Source organism: Bacillus sp. BF2-3, assembly GCF_008368795.1.
Classification (GTDB): domain Bacteria; phylum Bacillota; class Bacilli; order Bacillales; family Bacillaceae_G; genus Bacillus_A; species Bacillus_A cereus.
In genome coordinates this window covers 99,474-117,798 of the sequence record NZ_QOSA01000005.1, presented here as the reverse complement: position 1 = coordinate 117,798, position 18,325 = coordinate 99,474, and the positions used below count along the sequence as shown (strand labels likewise).

The window sequence follows — 18,325 nt, the reverse complement described above, 5'->3', positions numbered from 1 at the left end:
ATAATAGCATTTGTAAGAGTTGAGTGAGTCATGCAGTGTTAGAAATTACCTGTTAGTACCTTTACTTTAAAGTGAGTATTTTTCTCATACATTTTGTCAGACGATAAAATGACATGTTTTCATTTTCACATCCATTCACAATGAATAAATATTTTGCAAATACATTTTAGGAGGATATCTATAATGAGTAAATTACTAAAAGAAAAAATCGGGTTTGGTACAGCACCACTAGGAAATATGTACCGTAATATCCCAGAGGAAGAAGCAATCGCTACAGTGGATGCTGCTTGGGAGAATGGCGTTCGTTACTTTGATACAGCTCCACTTTATGGATCTGGCTTAGCGGAGATTCGTCTTGGTGAAGCACTATCAAAAAGAAATCGTGATGATTACTTTTTAAGTACGAAAGTAGGTCGAACTATTTCGGATGAATTAGAAGATCCATCTGCACGTGATTTAGGTGAAAAAGGCGGGCTTTTCGAATTTGGTCGCAAAAATAAAATGATCAATGACTATAGCGCAGATGCAACACTTCGTTCTATCGAGCAAAGTTTGAAACGTTTAAAAACAGATCGTCTAGACTTTGTTTTCATTCATGATTTAGCACAAGACTTTTATGGTGATGCGTGGATTTCACAATTTGAAATTGCTCGAACAGGAGCATTCCGTGCGCTAACACGTTTACGTGAAGAAGGAGTCATTAAAGGCTGGGGGCTTGGAGTAAACAAAGTAGAATCAATTGAACTTATGCTTGATTTAGAAGAAGCGAAACCAAATATATCCTTATTAGCTGGTCGCTATTCATTATTAGACCACGAACGTGCATTGCAACGAGTAATGCCTGCAGCTGTAAAGCATAATATGGATATTGTTGTTGGTGGCCCATATAGCTCAGGTATTCTTGCTGGAGGCGCTCACTTCGAATATCAAAAAGCATCGCCAGAAATTATTGCAAAGGTTGAGAAAATCAAAGCTCTTGCAGATCGTTACGAAATCAGCATCAAAGCTGCTGCATTACAATTTTCACTAGCAAATCCAGCAGTTGCTGCCGTTGTTCCTGGTGCAAGTAAACCGGAACGAATTGTAGAAGACCAAAACGCCTTAAATACAGTAATTCCAGCAGCATTCTGGGAAGAAATGCGCGAACAAAAACTAGTAGCACCTAATGCACCACTACCAATCAACGTAAAATAATAATGAAACTTTAATCAGTGAGAGCATCCCCCACTGATTATTTACCCGTAAATACCGGGATGAAAAGGAGCGTAATGAATATGGCACATACTACTACATCTATGGAAATTTTCGGTTCACCTGAACAAGTATGGCAATTAATCGGAGGTTTCAACTCCCTTCCAGACTGGTTACCTTATATACCTAGCAGTAAATTAACTGAAGGCGGTCGTGTACGTCATCTAGCTAATCCGGATGGGGATACAATTATAGAACGATTAGAAGTATTCAATGATAAAGAGCGCTACTACACGTATTCAATCATGAATGCACCATTCCCAGTCACTAATTATCTATCTACAATCCAGGTGAAAGAAGGTACTGAAAGTAACACATCGTTAGTAGAGTGGTCTGGTACATTCACTCCTGTTGAGGTTAGTGATGAAGAGGCAATTAATCTGTTTCATGGTATTTACAGCGATGGACTGAAAGCATTACAGCAAGCATTTCTAGATTAATTCATGTAATTGATTGAGACGAAAAAGTAAATTAACAGTCAAATATTCGATTTTTTTAGTTAAATTCATTATGAAAGATAAACAAATACAAATTTCATGCCTGCTTGTTATTGACAAGAAATAAAAAATACTACCTCCAAATGGAAGGTAGTATTTTTTTATTAATCAGGAAAAACAATTAATCCCTCTTCTTTTTCCTCCTGTTTTAAATCTTCTTCTGGGAAGGTTACAGTTGAATTTTTATCACCTGTTCTTTTTGTTTCTTCACCTGGAAATACGAAAGTTGAATTTTCTTTTCCTTCATTTTTTTCTACGTTATCTGGAAATACCATAGGATCATTGGTAGTCAAATCACTATGAAATCCAAGGTTAGACAAAATCGCTTTTAAATCTGGTAAAACACCTATTTTATCAGATGATGGGTTATTAGACTTTGTGCCTGTATTAGGATTACTTAAAATTGCTCTCAATTCTTTTGGTGTATATGCCTTACCTAAATGTTCTTTAGCAATCCCTTGAATCGATACAGCAGCCCCAGCAATTATAGGCGAAGCGCTAGAAGTACCACGGAAATTAGAAGTATAACGATTAATTATGTTCTGATCTGTAACTTTTTGTCCTTTACTATTTTGATTTTGATATGTATCTAATGTATCAACATACTCTCCCCAACCATATACATCAATTCTACTACCATAGTTAGAGAAAGCTAAACGTTTATGAGGAACTCTTGCAGTAGATGCTCCAACTATAATAGCTCCTGAATCTTTAAAGTCTGGACTATTTCGATTTAAAATCTGCTTACCATTACGGTCTTTAAATTCATCTAAATCAATCCCACCATTACCAGCTGCTTCTACAATAATAATGCCTTTATCTGTACCTTTGCGAATTGCGTTAAATATACTCGGGTATACTTCTACTGGTAAAGGGTCATCTCCATATCCATCATATTTAAAGGATTCTTCTATTAATAAAACATCTCCAGCCTGTAAAGAATCTACGGCACTTAAAATAGCATCTCTTACATCGATTCTCCCATTATCTCGGATCACTGAAATTACTTTTGCCTTTGCTTTTGGTGCAATCCCAATGTTCCCAATCCCATTGTCAGCTGCCGAAACAACACCTAGAACTGAAGTACCGTGAGAAAGATCATTACTCATTTTTCCAGACATAAATTCAATATTTTGACCGACTAAATCTTCATGATTTAATAACCAGCCTTCTTCCAAATCTACAAAAGTTGCTCCCTGGCCATTTCCTCCTTTAATTCCCCAAGCATAAGGAGCATTAATTCCTAAAGGTGCCTCTTCAAGATATCCCTGTCTTGAAAATCTAGGTTCATCATAAGGATTGACTGATAATACAGGCAATCTCGAGCCAGTTGTTGTGTTTATACTCTTATTAGAACGAACTTGTATTTTACTAGAATCGTCATTAGCAGCATATACTGTATTTGTTACAAATGTCGTACCTACCCCAGCAAAAGTTGTAATTGCAAGTGATGATATTAACATACCTTTAAATTTTTTCATTTTTCCACCTCTAGTTTTCTATTAGAAATAACATATTTAATAATGTGTATGAACTGAAAAGTATTTTATCTTATTATAAAAATTAATAGATTTTATAGCTTTTTGATTTACATAAAACTCCCTTCATTCTTGTAATTCAATGTGGACATTTCAAAATAACAAACTTACTGTAACTATTATAGTTACACCATTATTAATTTTCAACTACGAAATATAAATTTTTAAAAATAAATTTATATTACTTTAAAACAGCACTAGCCTTTTACCCACATAAAGTGAAACTTTAATCAGGTTTTTTTTGTTCATCCCCCACTGATTATTAGCCCTCACCAATCGGGCATTTACGGGCAGTTAATGCGGGATAAAAATGCAAAATATCTGTCCAAATTACAGCAATCAATAAGTTTATGGACTACGAAAGAAATACGAAAAAGCAAAGCGATATCGCTTTGCTTTTTTTATAAAATCCCTTTTAACTTTTCACCAATTAACTTCGCTAGATACTCATAACCTTCTGGACCAAAGTGTAATCCATCTTTTTCATCATTTTCTACAAACCTTTTATAATTCAGTTCTTGAATCATTTCAGCATACAAATTTAGAAAATAGCTTCCTGTTTCTTTTGCCACTTTCTCCACCACGTCTGCATACTGACTAAGCACTCTATTTGTTCTATTATGCTGTCTTTCTTCATCAACTGGTGCAGGACTAATCAGTAGTACTTTATCTGATGAAACTTGGTTCACAATCTTCTCTAAGTTTTCTTTATATGCTTGTAATGACACTTGAGAAAAAGAAACTGCATCATTCGTACCAAGAAAAACTGTTACGAAATCTGGTTTATATGATATTACATCTTCTTCAATCCTATTTAACGCATCGAATGTATTATCACCTGGAACACCTGCATTCACTACTTTCCAGTTCGGAAACATCTCTTGCAAACGTGGTGTTAATCTCGGAATTCCATCAAAAAATGTTTCATCAGCTGTAATACTATCTCCAAAACATACTAACGTTTTCATTAAGCTACTCTCCTTTTACGTATGAAACAACTTTCCTTCTATTGCTTTTATATATCTGTCAGCAGAACGTTCAACTGCCTCATTTGCATTTTCTTTTACTACTCGATGAAAAGCGTTGTATAAACGATTAAACTGTAATGGCTTCACTCGATTCACCATTTCTTCCACTTTCCTCGCTGGTAGTGGAATTAAGTTTGGATAGCTGTACATGAAGCTTACCCACCGCTCATCTGCTACAACTTGAATAATATCACCTGTTAACAAAATCCCTTTTCCATCATTACCTTCTTCCCAATGCAATACAGAACCACCACTAAAATGTCCTCCAAGACGATGTACAGTAATCCCATCAGCTAATTGTAAAGACTCACCAGACCAATAAATAATACGACTACTCGGACGCATCACCCACTCTTTATCATCTTCATGTATATAAATTGGTACATCAAATGTCTCTGCCCATTCTACTTGCGTTGAATAATAATGAGGATGAGACAATGCAATCGCATCTAATCCGCCAAGCTCTTTTATTTTCGTAATTGTCGTTTCATCTAAATACGTAATACAGTCCCACAGTAAACGATATGACTCTGTTTTCACTACAAATGCCGTTTGACCGATCGCAAATCCTGGTTTTGTTGTAATACTATAAAGTCCATCTTCCTCTTCGATTATTTCATTTTTATATGTATCACCAATTTGTAAGCTTTCTAGTGTCGTCCAAGATTGTCCTTTTGGATTCACATATTGCCTCTCTTCATCACAAATATGACAACTCACCGGTTCTTCTACACTCGCTGCATACTGCACGCCACACGTTGTACAAACGTAATTTTTCATCATAATTCCCCCTATCCCTAAATTTTTATTAAGCTGCTTTTTTATGTTCAATTAACAAACTTATAAAAGTAAGTAAATAGACAACTGTAACCGATAATGGAATTACAGTAAATCCTTTTTCGCTTCTGCAACATTCATCTCACCATCTCCCCTAAAAATATTTGTACTATAAAGTCACCTCAACCTCACCCATCCAATAACGCCAAGCTGCTAAATAATCTTCTAAATCTTTCGGGTGGTGCCGTAAACATGTATCTATACGCAAATATAATCCTATGACTATCTCTTCATATAAATCACGGTCATTTTTATGAAATACACATTGTTTCATCGCATAACCAATCGTTTCTTTTGTTAAATCTTCCGGAGTTGAACAGAACGCATAAATTAAATCATATATAGGATCTCCTAACACTGGTAAAGGATCAATTACACCGTGCAGTTTATTCTCTTGAAATATAAAATTATGAAATCCAAGATCACCATGCAATAAAAATGGCTGATTTATTCCAGTCCCCCTACTTGGACTATTTGCTAACTTAAAAACCGTTCTATACGCTTCCTCACTTATGTAACGTCTTACATTTTCATGAGCTTCCATCACATTTGTCGTTAAAAATTCATTCCAAGATTGAACTGGGTTTTCTTTCCATCCCCAGCCATCAATCTCTGTAGCTACTTCATACTTATTGATAACTTCCTTTACAAGTTTACAAAGAACGCTCCGTTTATGGCCTAGTTTGCAAAAAGTTGTGCCCTCAAGGAATGAGTAAACAATATAGCGATTTAAAGGTTCCTTATAAAAAAGCTTTGGAAATAATTCATCCTTTTTATAAAACTGAAGAAAATAAGCTTCTTCACGTATGACATCCGATTCATTCAACTTTACAACGTATTGTTCATCTAACAAATATATAGTACTTGTTGTTCCCCCGTTTAACACTTTTACACTATTTGGATAATGTGAAATCACTTTCTCCTTAACTAGTTGTGCAGTGATTATTGAAATATCCATTCTCTCACCCTTTAACTCCGAATATTCCCTTAATTCAAAAGACAACTTTACTATTATTTGACAAACATAAGGGAATCCCTCCTAAAAATCTTAATATAACAAAAGATAATTTTATTTCATTGCAACTGCGTCTTTCAATATTCCATCATATAGTTCATTCCATTGATGGTAATGCGATGTAATTTCTTCACTCCAAATGTTCTTCATTTAATCTAGTAATTTCTATTGAATTATCTCTTTCTTTTAACTTATGAGCCAAACTTTCTACACCAAACACTTCTGTAAACGTATGACTGCCTACAATTAAATTAATCCCTTTAAATTTCGCATGTTGCACTGTATATAATGTTTTTTCACCTGTTATGTACGTGTCACACCCTTTTTCTAATGCACGTTCAATCAAATTTGTATTGTTTCCTGCACCGGTTAAAATCGCAATCCGTTTTACTGGTTTATCGTGATTTCTCCAGCTCTTCACTTTCTCTTCCATTCTTTCTTCAAGTTTTCCAACTAAGTTTGAAAAAGGAATCGCTTCTTTATATTCTCCTATTCCCGGTAGTTCTTCTTCCTCATACGTGGAATATTCCAGTATTGTATCTATCCCAATTCCGTTAAATAACGATGTACATGTGCCAAACTTTACAAAATCTAACGGCAAATGAACCCAAAAATGATTCATTTCATATTGCTTCAATTTCTCAATACAAGCCTCTTCCATACCAAATAAAAAACTCCACGGCGCATGATGTGTAACTATCATATCGACTCCATTTCTATACGCTTCTTCAATAGTTTCTAACGTTAAATTTGTTGTGTAACCGATTTTGTGAAATTCATCTTTACTTATATGAGTAAAACCATATTCATCATCGCCGTATTTATGAAGATGCTCTCCAAATAGTGATGTTATATGTTCGTTAAACTGCTTTATATTCATTTTATTTCTCCTTTCATTTACTTTTATATTTCAAAAATAAGGAAATACTAAATAAAAACGTTACATACATATAGGAGGACACCATGAAACCTGAATTTTTAAAAGCTGTACATGATGCCATTGGAAACGTCGAACATATTCATATAGAAGAAAGCGGTGCTGACAGCTTACTTATCCATCATGATGATGCACAGCAATTACAACAAGTCGCTAAAACGCTAGAAAATAACAATTTTCGCTCTGCTTTAAGAACAACTGGAGATGCTTCGTATATTGAAGTGTTGAACAGATAATGAAAGTCCGGATGTATGCCGGGCTTTCTTTTTTATATTAAAACTTCAAACTCTTTCACATACACCGCTGTTCCAGCAATATCTATTTGTAACTTTTCGTTTTCTATCCCTTTCGTTACATAAACAGTTACACGACCATCTTTATTTATTTCCTGTCCTTGCTCAACGATTAAGTTCAATTCATGTTCAAAATCTTTCTCTAAATACTCCGCATAATACGCTCCCATTACACCTGAAGCTGTTCCTGTCACTGGATCTTCAATCGTCCCAGCATAAGCTGACGAGAAATGACGGCCATGCATTTGTGCTAGTTCATCATAAGTTTCTAGACAAATTGGGTGAATAGAAGCATTAGGTATTTCTTTTAATACCGATGGAAATGCAGCATTATTAGGTTTCATTCTCTCACACGCATCTAGATTTTTAATCGGCACAATTACAGTCCAGTTTCCTGTACTTCCATATACTATCGGTAAACTTACATCTAAATCATTTACTTCTAAACCAATACTATGAGCTAATTCTTCTTTTGAACCTGCAAAATCTTTAAACTGAGGTGCTGTCTGCCTCATTTTAATAAAGGTTTCTCCATTTTCATTTACAACTATTTGTATCGGTAAAATCCCTGCCTTCGTTTCAATCGTAAGGTTACTTTTCTCTTCTAATAAACCTTTTTCGCGCAAGGCATATATCGTCCCTACTGTCCCATGACCACATAAATCCATTTCAAAACCAGGTGTAAAATAGCGCATTCTTATATCTCCTACTTCTGAGGAAAGAACAAAAGTTGTTTCGTTATATCCAACTTTTTCAGCAATAATTTGCATTTCCTCTTCCGTTAATCCATCTGCTTCTAATACAATACCTGCTGGATTTCCCTTATTTGGTTTATTCGTAAATGCGTCATAATGAAATACGTTTATAGTCTTCATTTTCTTTTCCCCTTATTTGTCTATTTCTTTATTTTTATAATCAATAAGAAAATTGATCTAACCAACTTTCATAATCATCATTTTGGAACGGACGGATCATCAGTCTCTCTGTCTCTACCTGTAATAGCGGCAGCTTCATTTATATCTCTTCCCTCAATTGTTTTTCGAATATTCTTTATTATCTTACACAAAATACAAAATCTAGTAAATCATTATGTTTTTAATACATAAAAACCCAGTCATGCCTTATACATAACTGGGTTCTCCATCGTTTTATAATTTTCTATTTCACAAGAACTACATCTCGTAATTCCCTCTTCAACACTTTTCCTAAAGCGTTTTTCGGTAACTCGTCTATGAATACTACTTCTGGTATTTTATAACTTGCTAACTTCTCCTTACAATACTGAATAATACTTTCTTCTGTTAATGTTGTTTCGCCATCCTTCACAATGTAAGCTCTTGGAACCTCTCCCCAAAAGTCATCTGGAACTCCAACTACTGCAACTTCTAAAACACCTTGTATTTCATGAATAACATCTTCTACTTGATCTGGATATACGTTGTCACCACCGCGTATAATAACGTCTTTATATCTTCCCATAATATGCAGGAATCCATCATCATCTATCATGCCAGCATCGCCCATATTAAACCAGTTATCTTTTACTACCTTCTTTGTCGCCTTTTCATTATTCCAATACCCTTTAAACATGTATGGACTTTTCACATGAATCTCTCCAACTTCATTTGTTGTTAGTTCATGTCCTGTTTCCGGATGAACAATTTTCACCTCTACATTTTTCAAGGTTTTTCCTACAGAAGACATCTTTTCTTTTCCCATCATTGGATGCCATGAGGTTACAACCCAACCTTCTGTACTACCATAACCTTGCACCATATAGATTCCTTTTTCCATATATTTTTGAATGAGTGTTTCTGGCACTTTTGTACCACCGCTTTGTGCTACTTTAAAGGTTGAAATATTACGTTCTTTTTTATTTAATTCATCAAGCATGTAACTATAAACAGCAGGGAACGCAAGCATCGTAGTAATTTTCTCTTCTTCAATCTTATCCCAAATAATAGCAGGATTCGAATCAGCTAAGAAAATCATCGTAACGCCATGATAAATACAATTTAAAATAGAAAGCACGCCACTCATATGGAACAATGGATGCACAGATAAAAAGCGTTCACCTGCTGGGATTTCTCTTTGTCCCGCAATTTCAGCAAAATAGTGATGTAAGTTTTTATGTCCAATTACACATGCTTTCGCCTGTCCAGTCGTTCCTGAAGTAAATAAGTAAATGGCGTCGTCTTCTTCATGAACTTCTACGTTCGGTTCTGTCGTTGGCTGTTTTTGCAGCTCTAATTCAAATGAACCAAAACCTTCTTTTGTCGTTTGAATTACATAAGGAATTTCTTTAACAGCATCAACATTTAATAACACTTCACTAAATTCTTCATCAATAACTAACACTTTTAATTTCGCTTCTTTTACAATTGTTTCTAATTCATATACAGTAAGCTGATGATTTAGCGGAATAAATACCGCTCCAATTTTTAAACTTGCCATCATAACGCTTGGAAATGGGTGATTATTTTTGCATAGTATTCCTATACGATCTCCTCTTTGCACACCATTATGTAACAAATAATGTGCAAGCTGATTTACTCGTTCATTATATTGCTGAAACGAATATCTTTTCTTCCCTCCTACAAGCGCTTCCAAATTTGGTGACTGCATTGCTCTCTTTTGTAATAATTGTCGCATCGTTCTCAAGTAAAACTCCCCTTTATATATGTTAGGTTTTTTATTTTACCAGATTAACTATTAATTTACTAAAGATTACACTTAGTGAATATAAGAAAAATATAAAATAGCCATTTACTTCACAAGTAAATGGCTATTTTTCATTATATATTAGAATACTTCTTGTTCATTACATATTGCACATACTCAGGTGCACTTTTATCAATCTCTTCATCACTTAGTTTATATTCTGCACCATATAAATAAAAGGAAGGTATAAATTCCATACCTGTATATAGGCATGTAGCTTGGAATGGTTTCGTCAACTCATCCATTGTAATCCCACTATTTTCATAGTCTTTTTCTAATCCACCTATAGAAATAGCTACACCAAATTCTTTCCCCTTCACTTTATCTCCTTGTGATCCGTACGCAAATCCATATGTTAATACATCATCGAACCATTTTTTTAATAATGGTGGTGTGCTGTACCAGTAAAGCGGAAATTGAAATATATATCTGTCATGTTCTACTAATAACTTTTGCTCTTCTTCAATATTAAACTCCCAATTTGGTGCCACCTTATATAATTCATGCACCGTAATTTCATCTGAATGTTTCTCAAGTTCTTCTATCCATCTTTTATTAATTTTTGATTTTTCAATATGAGGGTGTGCTACAATTACAAGTGTTCTCATCATTTTCCAGCCCCTTTATAAATTAATCAATCCTTTACGTATTAGTATGAATGAGTTACATATAATTGAAAAGTACGTACTTTCAGGTACTATAGGAACCTTGAAGTACCTTTGGAGGTGTTATATGAATCAAAATGATAATTGCCCAATTGCAACAACACTCGATGTAATCGGTGGAAAATGGAAAGTTCATATTTTATGTATTTTGTCGGATGGAAAAATGCGAACAAATGAAATTAAACGAGAAATCCCAAACATTACACAAAAGGTTCTTACACAACAACTTCGGCAACTTGAAGCTGATGGGATTATCTATCGTACCGTATATCAAGAAGTACCACCAAAGGTTGAGTACACACTAAGTGAATACGGAAAATCTTTAATGCAAATAATGGATAATCTGTTTGAATGGGGAAAAGATCATCAAATTAAAAGATTACATGACTAAAAAAGCACTATATACTTTGTTTAATCCTCTACGTTCATATTTTTTATTTCTATAAAGTTTATTTTCATCATTTTTTAGCTAACTTGTTTTCTTAGATTGATGGACGTGACCCCACATCCATCAATCTAAAAAGATACAATTAGAAAAATGAGATTTCTATAAAGTTTCGCATATAAACACTACTTCCGCCTCATTAAGCGCTCGCTCTACTTTTTCTAATCTCAATTGTACGTAAGCTATAAAGAAGCACCCCTAAACCGAGAATTTTTTCATTATTAGACGCATTAGAACCTAAGGTAATAGTAGGTACATTTAAACCCATAAACCTTTCACTCCATTCTATAGGCATATAAAAAGATACTCCTTAAAAATAAAAAACGCTATTCTCTCTGTAAAATCATAGAAAAGAATAGCGTTTTTTATTTTGAAATAGAAGTCATTATTTAAACTAAACATGCTAATATTGATTTTGTGCGATTGTCAGTTACCTCATAATAAATTTCTAATCCTTTCCGAGTACCTGTAACCATTTTAGCAGCTTTTAGTTTAGATAAATGTTGACTAATTGTACTTTGAGGCATTTGTAAATCCCCATACATTGTTGTTACATTAGTAGGACCTTTTGCAAGCATTATTTTTACTAAAGATAGACGAACTGGATGCGCCAATACCTTTAACACCTCAGCGATTTCTTGAAACATTTCTTTTTTTTCTTTCATCTTATTTCTCCCCTTTTATATACATATTTATGTTATCTATATATATAATTCGAAGGTATATGCGTTTTTGTGTCCGTCATTTTAAAAAAATATAAAAAAACTTTAATCCGAAACTAAAGGATTAGCTTAACATACTGTCTCACTATTCATAATGAATAGGAATCTCGTTATAGAAGCAGCAGTTTTTATGCTACAACTCTACATTCAACTAACTAAAACTAATGAAAAAAAGAGCAGATAGTCCGCTCTTTTATGATGCCTCCTTATGTTCCGTGGAATGTTTAACACTCCCCAGTCTCTTTAGTTTATTCCACCCTACCGCTACTCCTCGAAGCGATGAGAATATAGATTTAATGACAACATAAGTCATAAATTGACGATAAATAAAACGTTGTAAAATTAACCATACTAATGGTTTCGGATTCTCTTCCTCTAATTTAAATGCAAATAGAGAAGCGAGAAGATCCATTAAAAAGAATACAAGATAAAATCCTAAAACTTTTAGCGGATTACTACTAAATAGTCCTATAATCATTAATATATCTGCAAAAGGAGCAATGAATTGCAGAACATATTGGAATAACCACATGTTAGGCAGTGCAATAAACCCTAATGTTTTATGTTTAGAATTACACAACGCTTTTCGATGTTTCCAAAGACATTGAAGTGTACCATATGACCAACGATATCGCTGTTTAATGAGACTTTTCACATCCTCAGGTGATTCCGTAAAAGCATGCGCTTTTTCTTCATATACAATTCTATGCCCTTGACGTAAAAATGTAATAGTAAGATCCGTATCTTCTGCTAATGTATCTTCGCTTAAATATCCAGATTCAACTACATTCTTCTTGCGCCACGCCCCAATAGCTCCTGGAACGACTGTAATACAATTTAACTCATCAAAAGCTCTACGTTCTAAATTAAACCCTGTAATATACTCAACATGTTGCCAAGTAGTTAACAAATTCCGTCTATTCCCCACTTTGACATTACCTGAAACTGCAGCTACATTCTGATCTTCAAAGTGTCTAACCATTAAAGAAATAGCGTCTTGCGCAATAATAGTATCCGCATCTAAAGTGACAATGATTTCTCCTCGCGATTGTTGAAACCCTAGGTTCATTGCCGATGATTTCCCGCCATTTTCTTTCTGAATGAAACGAACTTTAGGGTGTTTATAAAATGTTTCTTTCATTACTTTTGACGTACCATCTGTCGATCCGTCATCCACAACAATAACTTCAAATTCTCTATAATTACTATTCAAAATTGAGTGAATCGTCTTGGCTATCACCTTTTCTTCATTATATGCCGCTATGACAACACTAACAAAAGGTTGATAAGACGAATTAATATAGCGAGATAACGTTTTTCTTTTCTGCTTCCATGCAAAATAAATTAAGAATAAAAATCGAAAAATCCCTAATCCAATAGCAATATAAAAAATAGTAGTTAATATATGCTTAAAATATCCGGCTCCTGAAAAGACAGCTTTATTGTAAAGTAAATATTGCTTCCCCTCAGAAGAAACAGGAGGCATAATTTCATCTCGTTCTTTATTCATTAAATCTGAAATTGTTACAAAACTATATCCATGCTTTTTTAGGTCTTTAATAATGATTGGGAGCGCCTCTACTGTATGTGTACGATTCCCTCCCGCATCATGGAGAAGAATAATATTTCCCTCTCCCTTATAAATGGGATTAAGAGCACGCTTTACTAATTCATTTGTTGATGGTGTTGCCCAGTCTTCGGGATCAACTTTTTCCGCTACCATTGTATAGTTCATATTTTGTGCACGTAAAATAGGCAATATTTCATTTGATGAATCCGGGTTAGCATCCGCTTCATATGGCGGTCTAAATAAAACCGTAGAATGTCCAGTTACTTCCTGAATTAAACGTTGCGTCGTATTAAGTTCTACTTTCGTTCGTAGTAAAGACGTATCAGCTATGTTAGGATGCTTGAAAGTATGATTGCCAATTTCATGCCCTTCATCGTATATTCTTTTTACAATACTAGTATTTAGTTGTGCGTTTTCACCAAGTACAAAAAAAGCAGCTTTTATTTGATTCTCTTTTAATATATCTAAAATTTCTGGCGTATATTTCGGGTCTGGTCCATCATCAAATGTTAATACTACTTGTTTCCCATTTGGTTTTCCATATCGTTGCACTTCATATGCAGATGGTAAGGATTGATATACTTCATCTGTAAGGTAACCATCTTTGCCTACTTTAAAATCTCTCAATCCATTTTTTCTTTCATTCTCAATCTGTAAAATTTCACCTTGTCCAGAATAATTTACTTCATCTAAACTATTGATTTTATGTAATACATTAGGATTTTTTTGTGCCTCAATCGGATTTTTTAAAACTTTCCATATTGTAGGGTCTTCTGCTCCTAGTCTCCATAACGCAAATCCCTTTGCATTATTGTCCATTGCGATTTTCACTTGATTATAAAGAGTTACACCGTCTAAGAACCAAGCAGTATGTTCTTTCCCTTCTGTTTTATACCTAAAATAAGGGTTTCCACTCATTTTATCCCATTGAATTTTTATATTTGAATCATGAGCCATTGCCATAACTTCTGAGAAAGTTAAAGACTTCGCAGCTTCTTTACTATTTACTTGCCAATCATATCCATAGTTACCGAAAGCAACTATAAGCTTATTAGACGGAATATTCAGTTCTTTCAATGTATGTTGGAACCATTTATTTGAAGCAATTGGTCCTGGTTCCCCGGCTCCATAGTGCTCATCGTACATCATTACAATCATTCGATCTATTATTTTTGCTAACGCACTATAATCAAAAGCCTTATCATTAGCTGGAACATCTTGTGTAACGAGCAAATCATGTTGATGAAATTCCGTAGTAAGTTCTTTCATAAAATTTGTTAAGTTTTCTCTATCACTTTCAGTTACGGCCTCAAAGTCAATATTAATTCCTGAAAAATGATTCTTTTTAACTTGGCTTACTAAATCATTAATAAACTTTGTCTTTACATCATTTGAGGAATTCAGTAACTTATGAATTAGCCCACTATCAGGACCAGAAGCTTCCTCAGTATAGTTAGTAAGCAAAGGCATAATCTTCACTTGATTTTTTTCTGCCAACTTTACTATCTCAGGTTTGATCTCACTTCTAATCGTTAAATCTGCTTTTAAATGATACCACTCTGGTACTAACGTAGTTAAGGAATCGATATTTTCTTTTAAAGAAGCGGTACTATTTTCATCCCAGTTTACATAAAAACCATACACTTCTTTAGGTTGTTTACTATCCTTCGGCGGATTCACCAAATTTTTATTATCCTTCGTTTCGGTATTTGGGTTAAATTCTTCCTTCTTTAGCTGCTGATCACTAAGTTTTTGATTAATTGGTACAAGTTTAGTATCTTGTTGTACAGCGGTATTCATATTTGGAATTTCTGGTGTTGAAAAAATACTTTGAAAGAAAAAATAAAATACAACACCTACACTAACTATTGAAATACATAGAAACGAAATAAAGGCTATGTTTCTCCTTCCTTTCGGATCATAAAAAACAGGTTTTTCTTTATCTTTCTCTTGTTGAATGTTTTTCTCCATTATATTTTTCACATACTCCTTCTTAATAGAACTATAAAATAATAAAGTGCAACTCTAATCTGCCCTCACCAATTGGGCATTTACAAGCAGCCCAACTCCCACCTAACTTCTTTGCTCCAGCCAAATTTTGAGATGGGAGTTTTACTGCCCACAATAGCGAGAGAAATCCTTTTAGCTTTGAAATGAATCTCTCACTTCCATATTCTATTGATTCTTCTTTTCATTCCCTTGCTGGTGGCCTCTATTTTCTTGTTGAGACCCCCTACCATTATTCCCTTGCTCGTTTCCACCATTTTCTTTCTGGGATCCTCTTCCATTGTTCCCTTGCTGATTCCCATTATTTCCTTTTTGAGATTCTCTATCGTTGTTCTCTTGCTGATTCCCATTATTCCCTTGTTGAGACCCTCTTCCGTTGTTCCCTTGCTCGTTCCCATTATTCCCTTGTTGAGACCCTCTTCCGTTGTTCCCTTGCTCGTTCCCATTATTTCCTTGTTGTGATCCTCTTCCGTTGTTCCCTTGCCCATTTCCATTATTCCCTTGTTGTGAGCCTCTTCCGTTGCTTCCTTGCCCATTTCCATTATTCCCTTGTTGTGATCCTCTTCCTTTGTTCTCTTGCTGATTCCCATTATTTCCTTGTTTTGTTCCCGTGCTCGTTCCCATTATTTCCTTGTTGTGATCCTCTTCCGTTGTTCCCTTGCCCATTTCCATTATTCCCTTGTTGTGAGCCTCTTCCGTTGCTTCCTTGCCATTATTCCCTTGTTGTGATCCTCTTCCGTTGTTCCCTTGCTGATTCCCATTATTTCCTTGTTGAGCTTCTCTACTTTTATTCTCCTGTTGATTCCCTCTATTTTCTTGCTGAGATCCTCTTCCATTGTTTTCTTTTATTTGCTTCGATGGCTGTTCCTCTGTTTTCTTTTGTTCTTTCTGCTCTTGCTTTTCATATTTTTTTTCGTCTACAGGAGATAAATCCATTGATGCATCAGGAGATGACTCCGGCTGTGATTGCACCTCTTCTTCATTTTCCACCGGATTAGGCGGCGTGGCAGGAGGAGTAAGCGATTTGTTTTTCTCATTCTCTTGCTTTATATAGACACCTGTGCCAATTCCAGCTTTTCTAGCATTCTCTCGTACTTGCATCGTGCTACTTTGATATTCAACTGTAATATGTTTTAACTCATATTCTTTCTTCAATTCTTTCATTGCCTTTTCTAACTGTGGTTCTAGCGCCTTGTCCTTTGCAACTGCTGTTAGCATAACTTGCTTATCATTCGTTAAATACTTATCCTCTTGACTTTGCTTTATAATAGTACGTATTACTTCTTGTAATTGTTTATTTTCCCATTGCTTCAATTCTTTTAAAATACGCCTTCCATCATCATTACAAGCCTGTAAATCTATAACACGAAAATCCTTCGTTACGCTCACCTCTAAACTTGGATTTATATCAACTGAGACGTAAGCAAATACTTTTTCTTCTGGTTGGTTGTAGAAAAACAGCACTGCAAATAGAAAACAAGCAACAAGTATTGATGCAGGTTTTAAAAAGGAAGGGATCGAAAAATGCGATGCTTTTTTTTCTTGCTCATCAAATGAGATTTCCTCCCCGATCATGCAAGAATCCCCTTTTCTTTTACACGTAATAAACTCTCCATTTGGTGTTAAAACAACTACGCTATGCTTTTTTATATCCATCACAATTCCTTTATTCATCATGCTTTTCCCCTCTTATGTAATCCAGAATATATGTATAGTTGTTTGCAAAAATAATACACATTGCAATAATGTATTTTCTATGTCGTTCCAACGTTTTACGACTTACCCTAACACGCGGTTCAATATGTTTAAGCGGTAACTTTTTCTTTCGGAACAGCTCTTCCATCATTTCCTCTTCTTTTATAATAATTTTTACAATTTCTATTAAGTGCTCACGCGTATCACGATGCTTAGGAGATTCTTTAGCAAGCTCTGAGAATGTGATTTTAAACTCAGCTAGCACACTTTGAAAATGAAGAATTTCCTCCTTACGGTTACTATTTTCCATCTCTTTCATATACTCTGTAAGCGACACTTGCATTTCTAACATTTCCTCTTGCTCATCTTCTTTTAAAAAGACAAAGTTATGTTTAGACTCCTTACGTATATAGTCAATTACATCTCTTTTTATAAGAAGATCAGCAAACGCTAAAAAGGATTTTCCTTTTGTATAGGAATACTGTTCAATTGCTTCGTTAAATGCAAACAATCCAATGCTATATTCATCATCCTGTTCTGTAATATATCGGCGGCAGACAGATGAGATTGATTTTCTAATAAAAGGCTGATACTGTACGATAAACGCTTCTTTATCTTCTTCGTTGTTTTGTATGTTACATACGATATCTTCTATTTTCGGTTTTCTTAAGATCTTCATTACTAAACTCAACACTTGTAATCTCCCAGCCTCCTTCAAATAGCAAAATGGCCACTACACAAGTGACCATTTAACCAGATTTTCTTGGTACTTTTCTTCGGTCTTGTTTTCTTGCTGTTAGTTATATTTTTAGAGTCTAACGTTTTCTTAATGATTTTTCCTTTTCTCTCGGCACTACAGTTAGGTTTGTATTTTTATCTACTTTCTTATTTTCTACCGTTCGTTTTGCTTATTCTTTTTCTATTTTATCTGCAATCCTTGAATAACTCTCCTCTATACCATTGGTAATTTCATCCTTTTATTTTGGATGCCCACCTAATCTAGTAATTTTATTAATGCTTCTATATTCTTTCATAGTCATTTTTCTTCTATTTATTTTCTTCACTATACATATTCGGAGGAATACATAGTTTTATGGGGGTCAA

General features: G+C 34.5%; 16 protein-coding genes and 3 pseudogenes. 4 read left to right on the top strand and 15 right to left on the bottom strand.

What is annotated here, in order from left to right:
* Window positions 1–183: 183 nt before the first annotated feature.
* Together DN401_RS05020 and DN401_RS05015 are read left to right on the top strand one after the other, a co-directional pair.
* Entirely contained in the window at window positions 184–1,194 is a 1,011-nt protein-coding gene (locus DN401_RS05020; RefSeq protein WP_000040526.1) for an aldo/keto reductase, read from the top strand.
* 80 nt (window positions 1,195–1,274) lie between these two features.
* The gene (locus tag DN401_RS05015; RefSeq protein ID WP_000951521.1) at window positions 1,275–1,691 is read left to right on the top strand and encodes an SRPBCC family protein; all 417 of its coding nucleotides are present in this window, start codon (window positions 1,275–1,277) and stop codon (window positions 1,689–1,691) included.
* Window positions 1,692–1,852: 161 nt separating this feature from the next.
* Here the strand turns inward: DN401_RS05015 and DN401_RS05010 are convergent, their stop codons facing one another.
* The 6 genes and pseudogenes from DN401_RS05010 to DN401_RS04990 all read right to left on the bottom strand — a co-directional run bounded on the left by DN401_RS05010 (window position 1,853) and on the right by DN401_RS04990 (window position 7,046).
* Window positions 1,853–3,229 (bottom strand): S8 family peptidase, encoded by a 1,377-nt coding sequence (locus DN401_RS05010; protein WP_000713609.1) that lies wholly within the window; start codon window positions 3,227–3,229, stop codon window positions 1,853–1,855.
* Between the two features lie 458 nt (window positions 3,230–3,687).
* Window positions 3,688–4,254, bottom strand: a complete 567-nt coding sequence (locus DN401_RS05005) for an SGNH/GDSL hydrolase family protein (RefSeq protein ID WP_149287615.1) — start codon at window positions 4,252–4,254, stop codon at window positions 3,688–3,690.
* Between the two features lie 15 nt (window positions 4,255–4,269).
* Window positions 4,270–5,097: an MBL fold metallo-hydrolase gene (locus DN401_RS05000; RefSeq protein ID WP_033689015.1), complete on the bottom strand. Its 828-nt coding sequence runs from the start codon at window positions 5,095–5,097 to the stop codon at window positions 4,270–4,272.
* 25 nt (window positions 5,098–5,122) lie between these two features.
* A pseudogene (locus DN401_RS30560) lies at window positions 5,123–5,218 on the bottom strand (DUF7010 family protein); the annotation flags it as partial.
* Window positions 5,219–5,260: 42 nt separating this feature from the next.
* Window positions 5,261–6,109 (bottom strand): aminoglycoside phosphotransferase family protein, encoded by an 849-nt coding sequence (locus DN401_RS04995; protein ID WP_002195676.1) that lies wholly within the window; start codon window positions 6,107–6,109, stop codon window positions 5,261–5,263.
* 187 nt (window positions 6,110–6,296) lie between these two features.
* Entirely contained in the window at window positions 6,297–7,046 is a 750-nt protein-coding gene (locus DN401_RS04990; RefSeq protein WP_001022442.1) for a Nif3-like dinuclear metal center hexameric protein, read from the bottom strand.
* Window positions 7,047–7,129: 83 nt separating this feature from the next.
* Here DN401_RS04990 and DN401_RS04985 point away from each other — a divergent pair, with 83 nt between their 5' ends.
* Window positions 7,130–7,339 carry a hypothetical protein gene (locus DN401_RS04985; protein WP_000801653.1) on the top strand — a complete coding sequence of 70 codons (210 nt, stop codon included), beginning with the start codon at window positions 7,130–7,132 and terminating at the stop codon, window positions 7,337–7,339.
* A gap of 32 nt (window positions 7,340–7,371) precedes the next feature.
* Here DN401_RS04985 and DN401_RS04980 read toward each other — a convergent pair whose 3' ends face one another.
* The 4 genes and pseudogenes from DN401_RS04980 to DN401_RS04970 all read right to left on the bottom strand — a co-directional run bounded on the left by DN401_RS04980 (window position 7,372) and on the right by DN401_RS04970 (window position 10,725).
* Window positions 7,372–8,271 carry a PhzF family phenazine biosynthesis isomerase gene (locus DN401_RS04980; RefSeq protein ID WP_149287614.1) on the bottom strand — a complete coding sequence of 300 codons (900 nt, stop codon included), beginning with the start codon at window positions 8,269–8,271 and terminating at the stop codon, window positions 7,372–7,374.
* A gap of 46 nt (window positions 8,272–8,317) precedes the next feature.
* Window positions 8,318–8,410, bottom strand: a pseudogene (locus tag DN401_RS30025) (GNAT family N-acetyltransferase); the annotation flags it as partial.
* Window positions 8,411–8,554: 144 nt separating this feature from the next.
* Window positions 8,555–10,048: a class I adenylate-forming enzyme family protein gene (locus tag DN401_RS04975; RefSeq protein WP_002195674.1), complete on the bottom strand. Its 1,494-nt coding sequence runs from the start codon at window positions 10,046–10,048 to the stop codon at window positions 8,555–8,557.
* 143 nt (window positions 10,049–10,191) lie between these two features.
* A complete protein-coding gene (locus DN401_RS04970; protein ID WP_025921899.1) occupies window positions 10,192–10,725 on the bottom strand; it encodes an NAD(P)H-dependent oxidoreductase in 534 nt (177 codons plus the stop codon).
* 124 nt (window positions 10,726–10,849) lie between these two features.
* On the opposite strand from DN401_RS04970, the gene DN401_RS04965 reads away from it, so the two are divergent.
* The gene (locus DN401_RS04965; RefSeq protein ID WP_001072981.1) at window positions 10,850–11,173 is read left to right on the top strand and encodes a winged helix-turn-helix transcriptional regulator; all 324 of its coding nucleotides are present in this window, start codon (window positions 10,850–10,852) and stop codon (window positions 11,171–11,173) included.
* A 193-nt stretch (window positions 11,174–11,366) separates the two neighbouring features.
* On the opposite strand, the gene DN401_RS29715 is transcribed toward DN401_RS04965, so the two are convergent.
* From DN401_RS29715 to sigI, 5 genes and pseudogenes are all read right to left on the bottom strand, one after another.
* Window positions 11,367–11,522, bottom strand: a complete 156-nt coding sequence (locus DN401_RS29715) for a hypothetical protein (protein WP_001121201.1) — start codon at window positions 11,520–11,522, stop codon at window positions 11,367–11,369.
* 94 nt (window positions 11,523–11,616) lie between these two features.
* Entirely contained in the window at window positions 11,617–11,892 is a 276-nt protein-coding gene (locus DN401_RS04960; RefSeq protein ID WP_000660066.1) for an ArsR/SmtB family transcription factor, read from the bottom strand.
* A 250-nt stretch (window positions 11,893–12,142) separates the two neighbouring features.
* Complete coding sequence (locus DN401_RS04955; RefSeq protein WP_121868230.1) at window positions 12,143–15,490, bottom strand: trifunctional glycoside hydrolase family 18/polysaccharide deacetylase/glycosyltransferase family 2 protein; 3,348 nt, start codon at window positions 15,488–15,490, stop codon at window positions 12,143–12,145.
* Window positions 15,491–15,694: 204 nt separating this feature from the next.
* Window positions 15,695–17,203 (bottom strand): annotated as a pseudogene (locus DN401_RS04950) (anti-sigma factor domain-containing protein).
* Window positions 17,193–17,915: an RNA polymerase sigma factor SigI gene (sigI, locus tag DN401_RS04945; protein WP_002082432.1), complete on the bottom strand. Its 723-nt coding sequence runs from the start codon at window positions 17,913–17,915 to the stop codon at window positions 17,193–17,195. Before sigI ends, DN401_RS04950 begins: the two are co-directional and overlap by 11 nt.
* Window positions 17,916–18,325 lie beyond the last annotated feature (410 nt).

Excerpts from the sequence above, each read along its gene's own strand:
- DN401_RS05020 (WP_000040526.1), top strand. The coding sequence starts at position 184 with ATGAGTAAATTACTAAAAGAAAAAATCGGGTTTGGTACAGCACCACTA.
- DN401_RS05015 (WP_000951521.1), top strand. The coding sequence starts at position 1,275 with ATGGCACATACTACTACATCTATGGAAATTTTCGGTTCACCTGAACAA.
- DN401_RS05010 (WP_000713609.1), bottom strand. The coding sequence starts at position 3,229 with ATGAAAAAATTTAAAGGTATGTTAATATCATCACTTGCAATTACAACT.
- DN401_RS05005 (WP_149287615.1), bottom strand. The coding sequence starts at position 4,254 with ATGAAAACGTTAGTATGTTTTGGAGATAGTATTACAGCTGATGAAACA.
- DN401_RS05000 (WP_033689015.1), bottom strand. The coding sequence starts at position 5,097 with ATGATGAAAAATTACGTTTGTACAACGTGTGGCGTGCAGTATGCAGCG.
- DN401_RS04995 (WP_002195676.1), bottom strand. The coding sequence starts at position 6,109 with ATGGATATTTCAATAATCACTGCACAACTAGTTAAGGAGAAAGTGATT.
- DN401_RS04990 (WP_001022442.1), bottom strand. The coding sequence starts at position 7,046 with ATGAATATAAAGCAGTTTAACGAACATATAACATCACTATTTGGAGAG.
- DN401_RS04985 (WP_000801653.1), top strand. The coding sequence starts at position 7,130 with ATGAAACCTGAATTTTTAAAAGCTGTACATGATGCCATTGGAAACGTC.
- DN401_RS04980 (WP_149287614.1), bottom strand. The coding sequence starts at position 8,271 with ATGAAGACTATAAACGTATTTCATTATGACGCATTTACGAATAAACCA.
- DN401_RS04975 (WP_002195674.1), bottom strand. The coding sequence starts at position 10,048 with ATGCGACAATTATTACAAAAGAGAGCAATGCAGTCACCAAATTTGGAA.
- DN401_RS04970 (WP_025921899.1), bottom strand. The coding sequence starts at position 10,725 with ATGAGAACACTTGTAATTGTAGCACACCCTCATATTGAAAAATCAAAA.
- DN401_RS04965 (WP_001072981.1), top strand. The coding sequence starts at position 10,850 with ATGAATCAAAATGATAATTGCCCAATTGCAACAACACTCGATGTAATC.
- DN401_RS29715 (WP_001121201.1), bottom strand. The coding sequence starts at position 11,522 with ATGCCTATAGAATGGAGTGAAAGGTTTATGGGTTTAAATGTACCTACT.
- DN401_RS04960 (WP_000660066.1), bottom strand. The coding sequence starts at position 11,892 with ATGAAAGAAAAAAAAGAAATGTTTCAAGAAATCGCTGAGGTGTTAAAG.
- DN401_RS04955 (WP_121868230.1), bottom strand. The coding sequence starts at position 15,490 with ATGGAGAAAAACATTCAACAAGAGAAAGATAAAGAAAAACCTGTTTTT.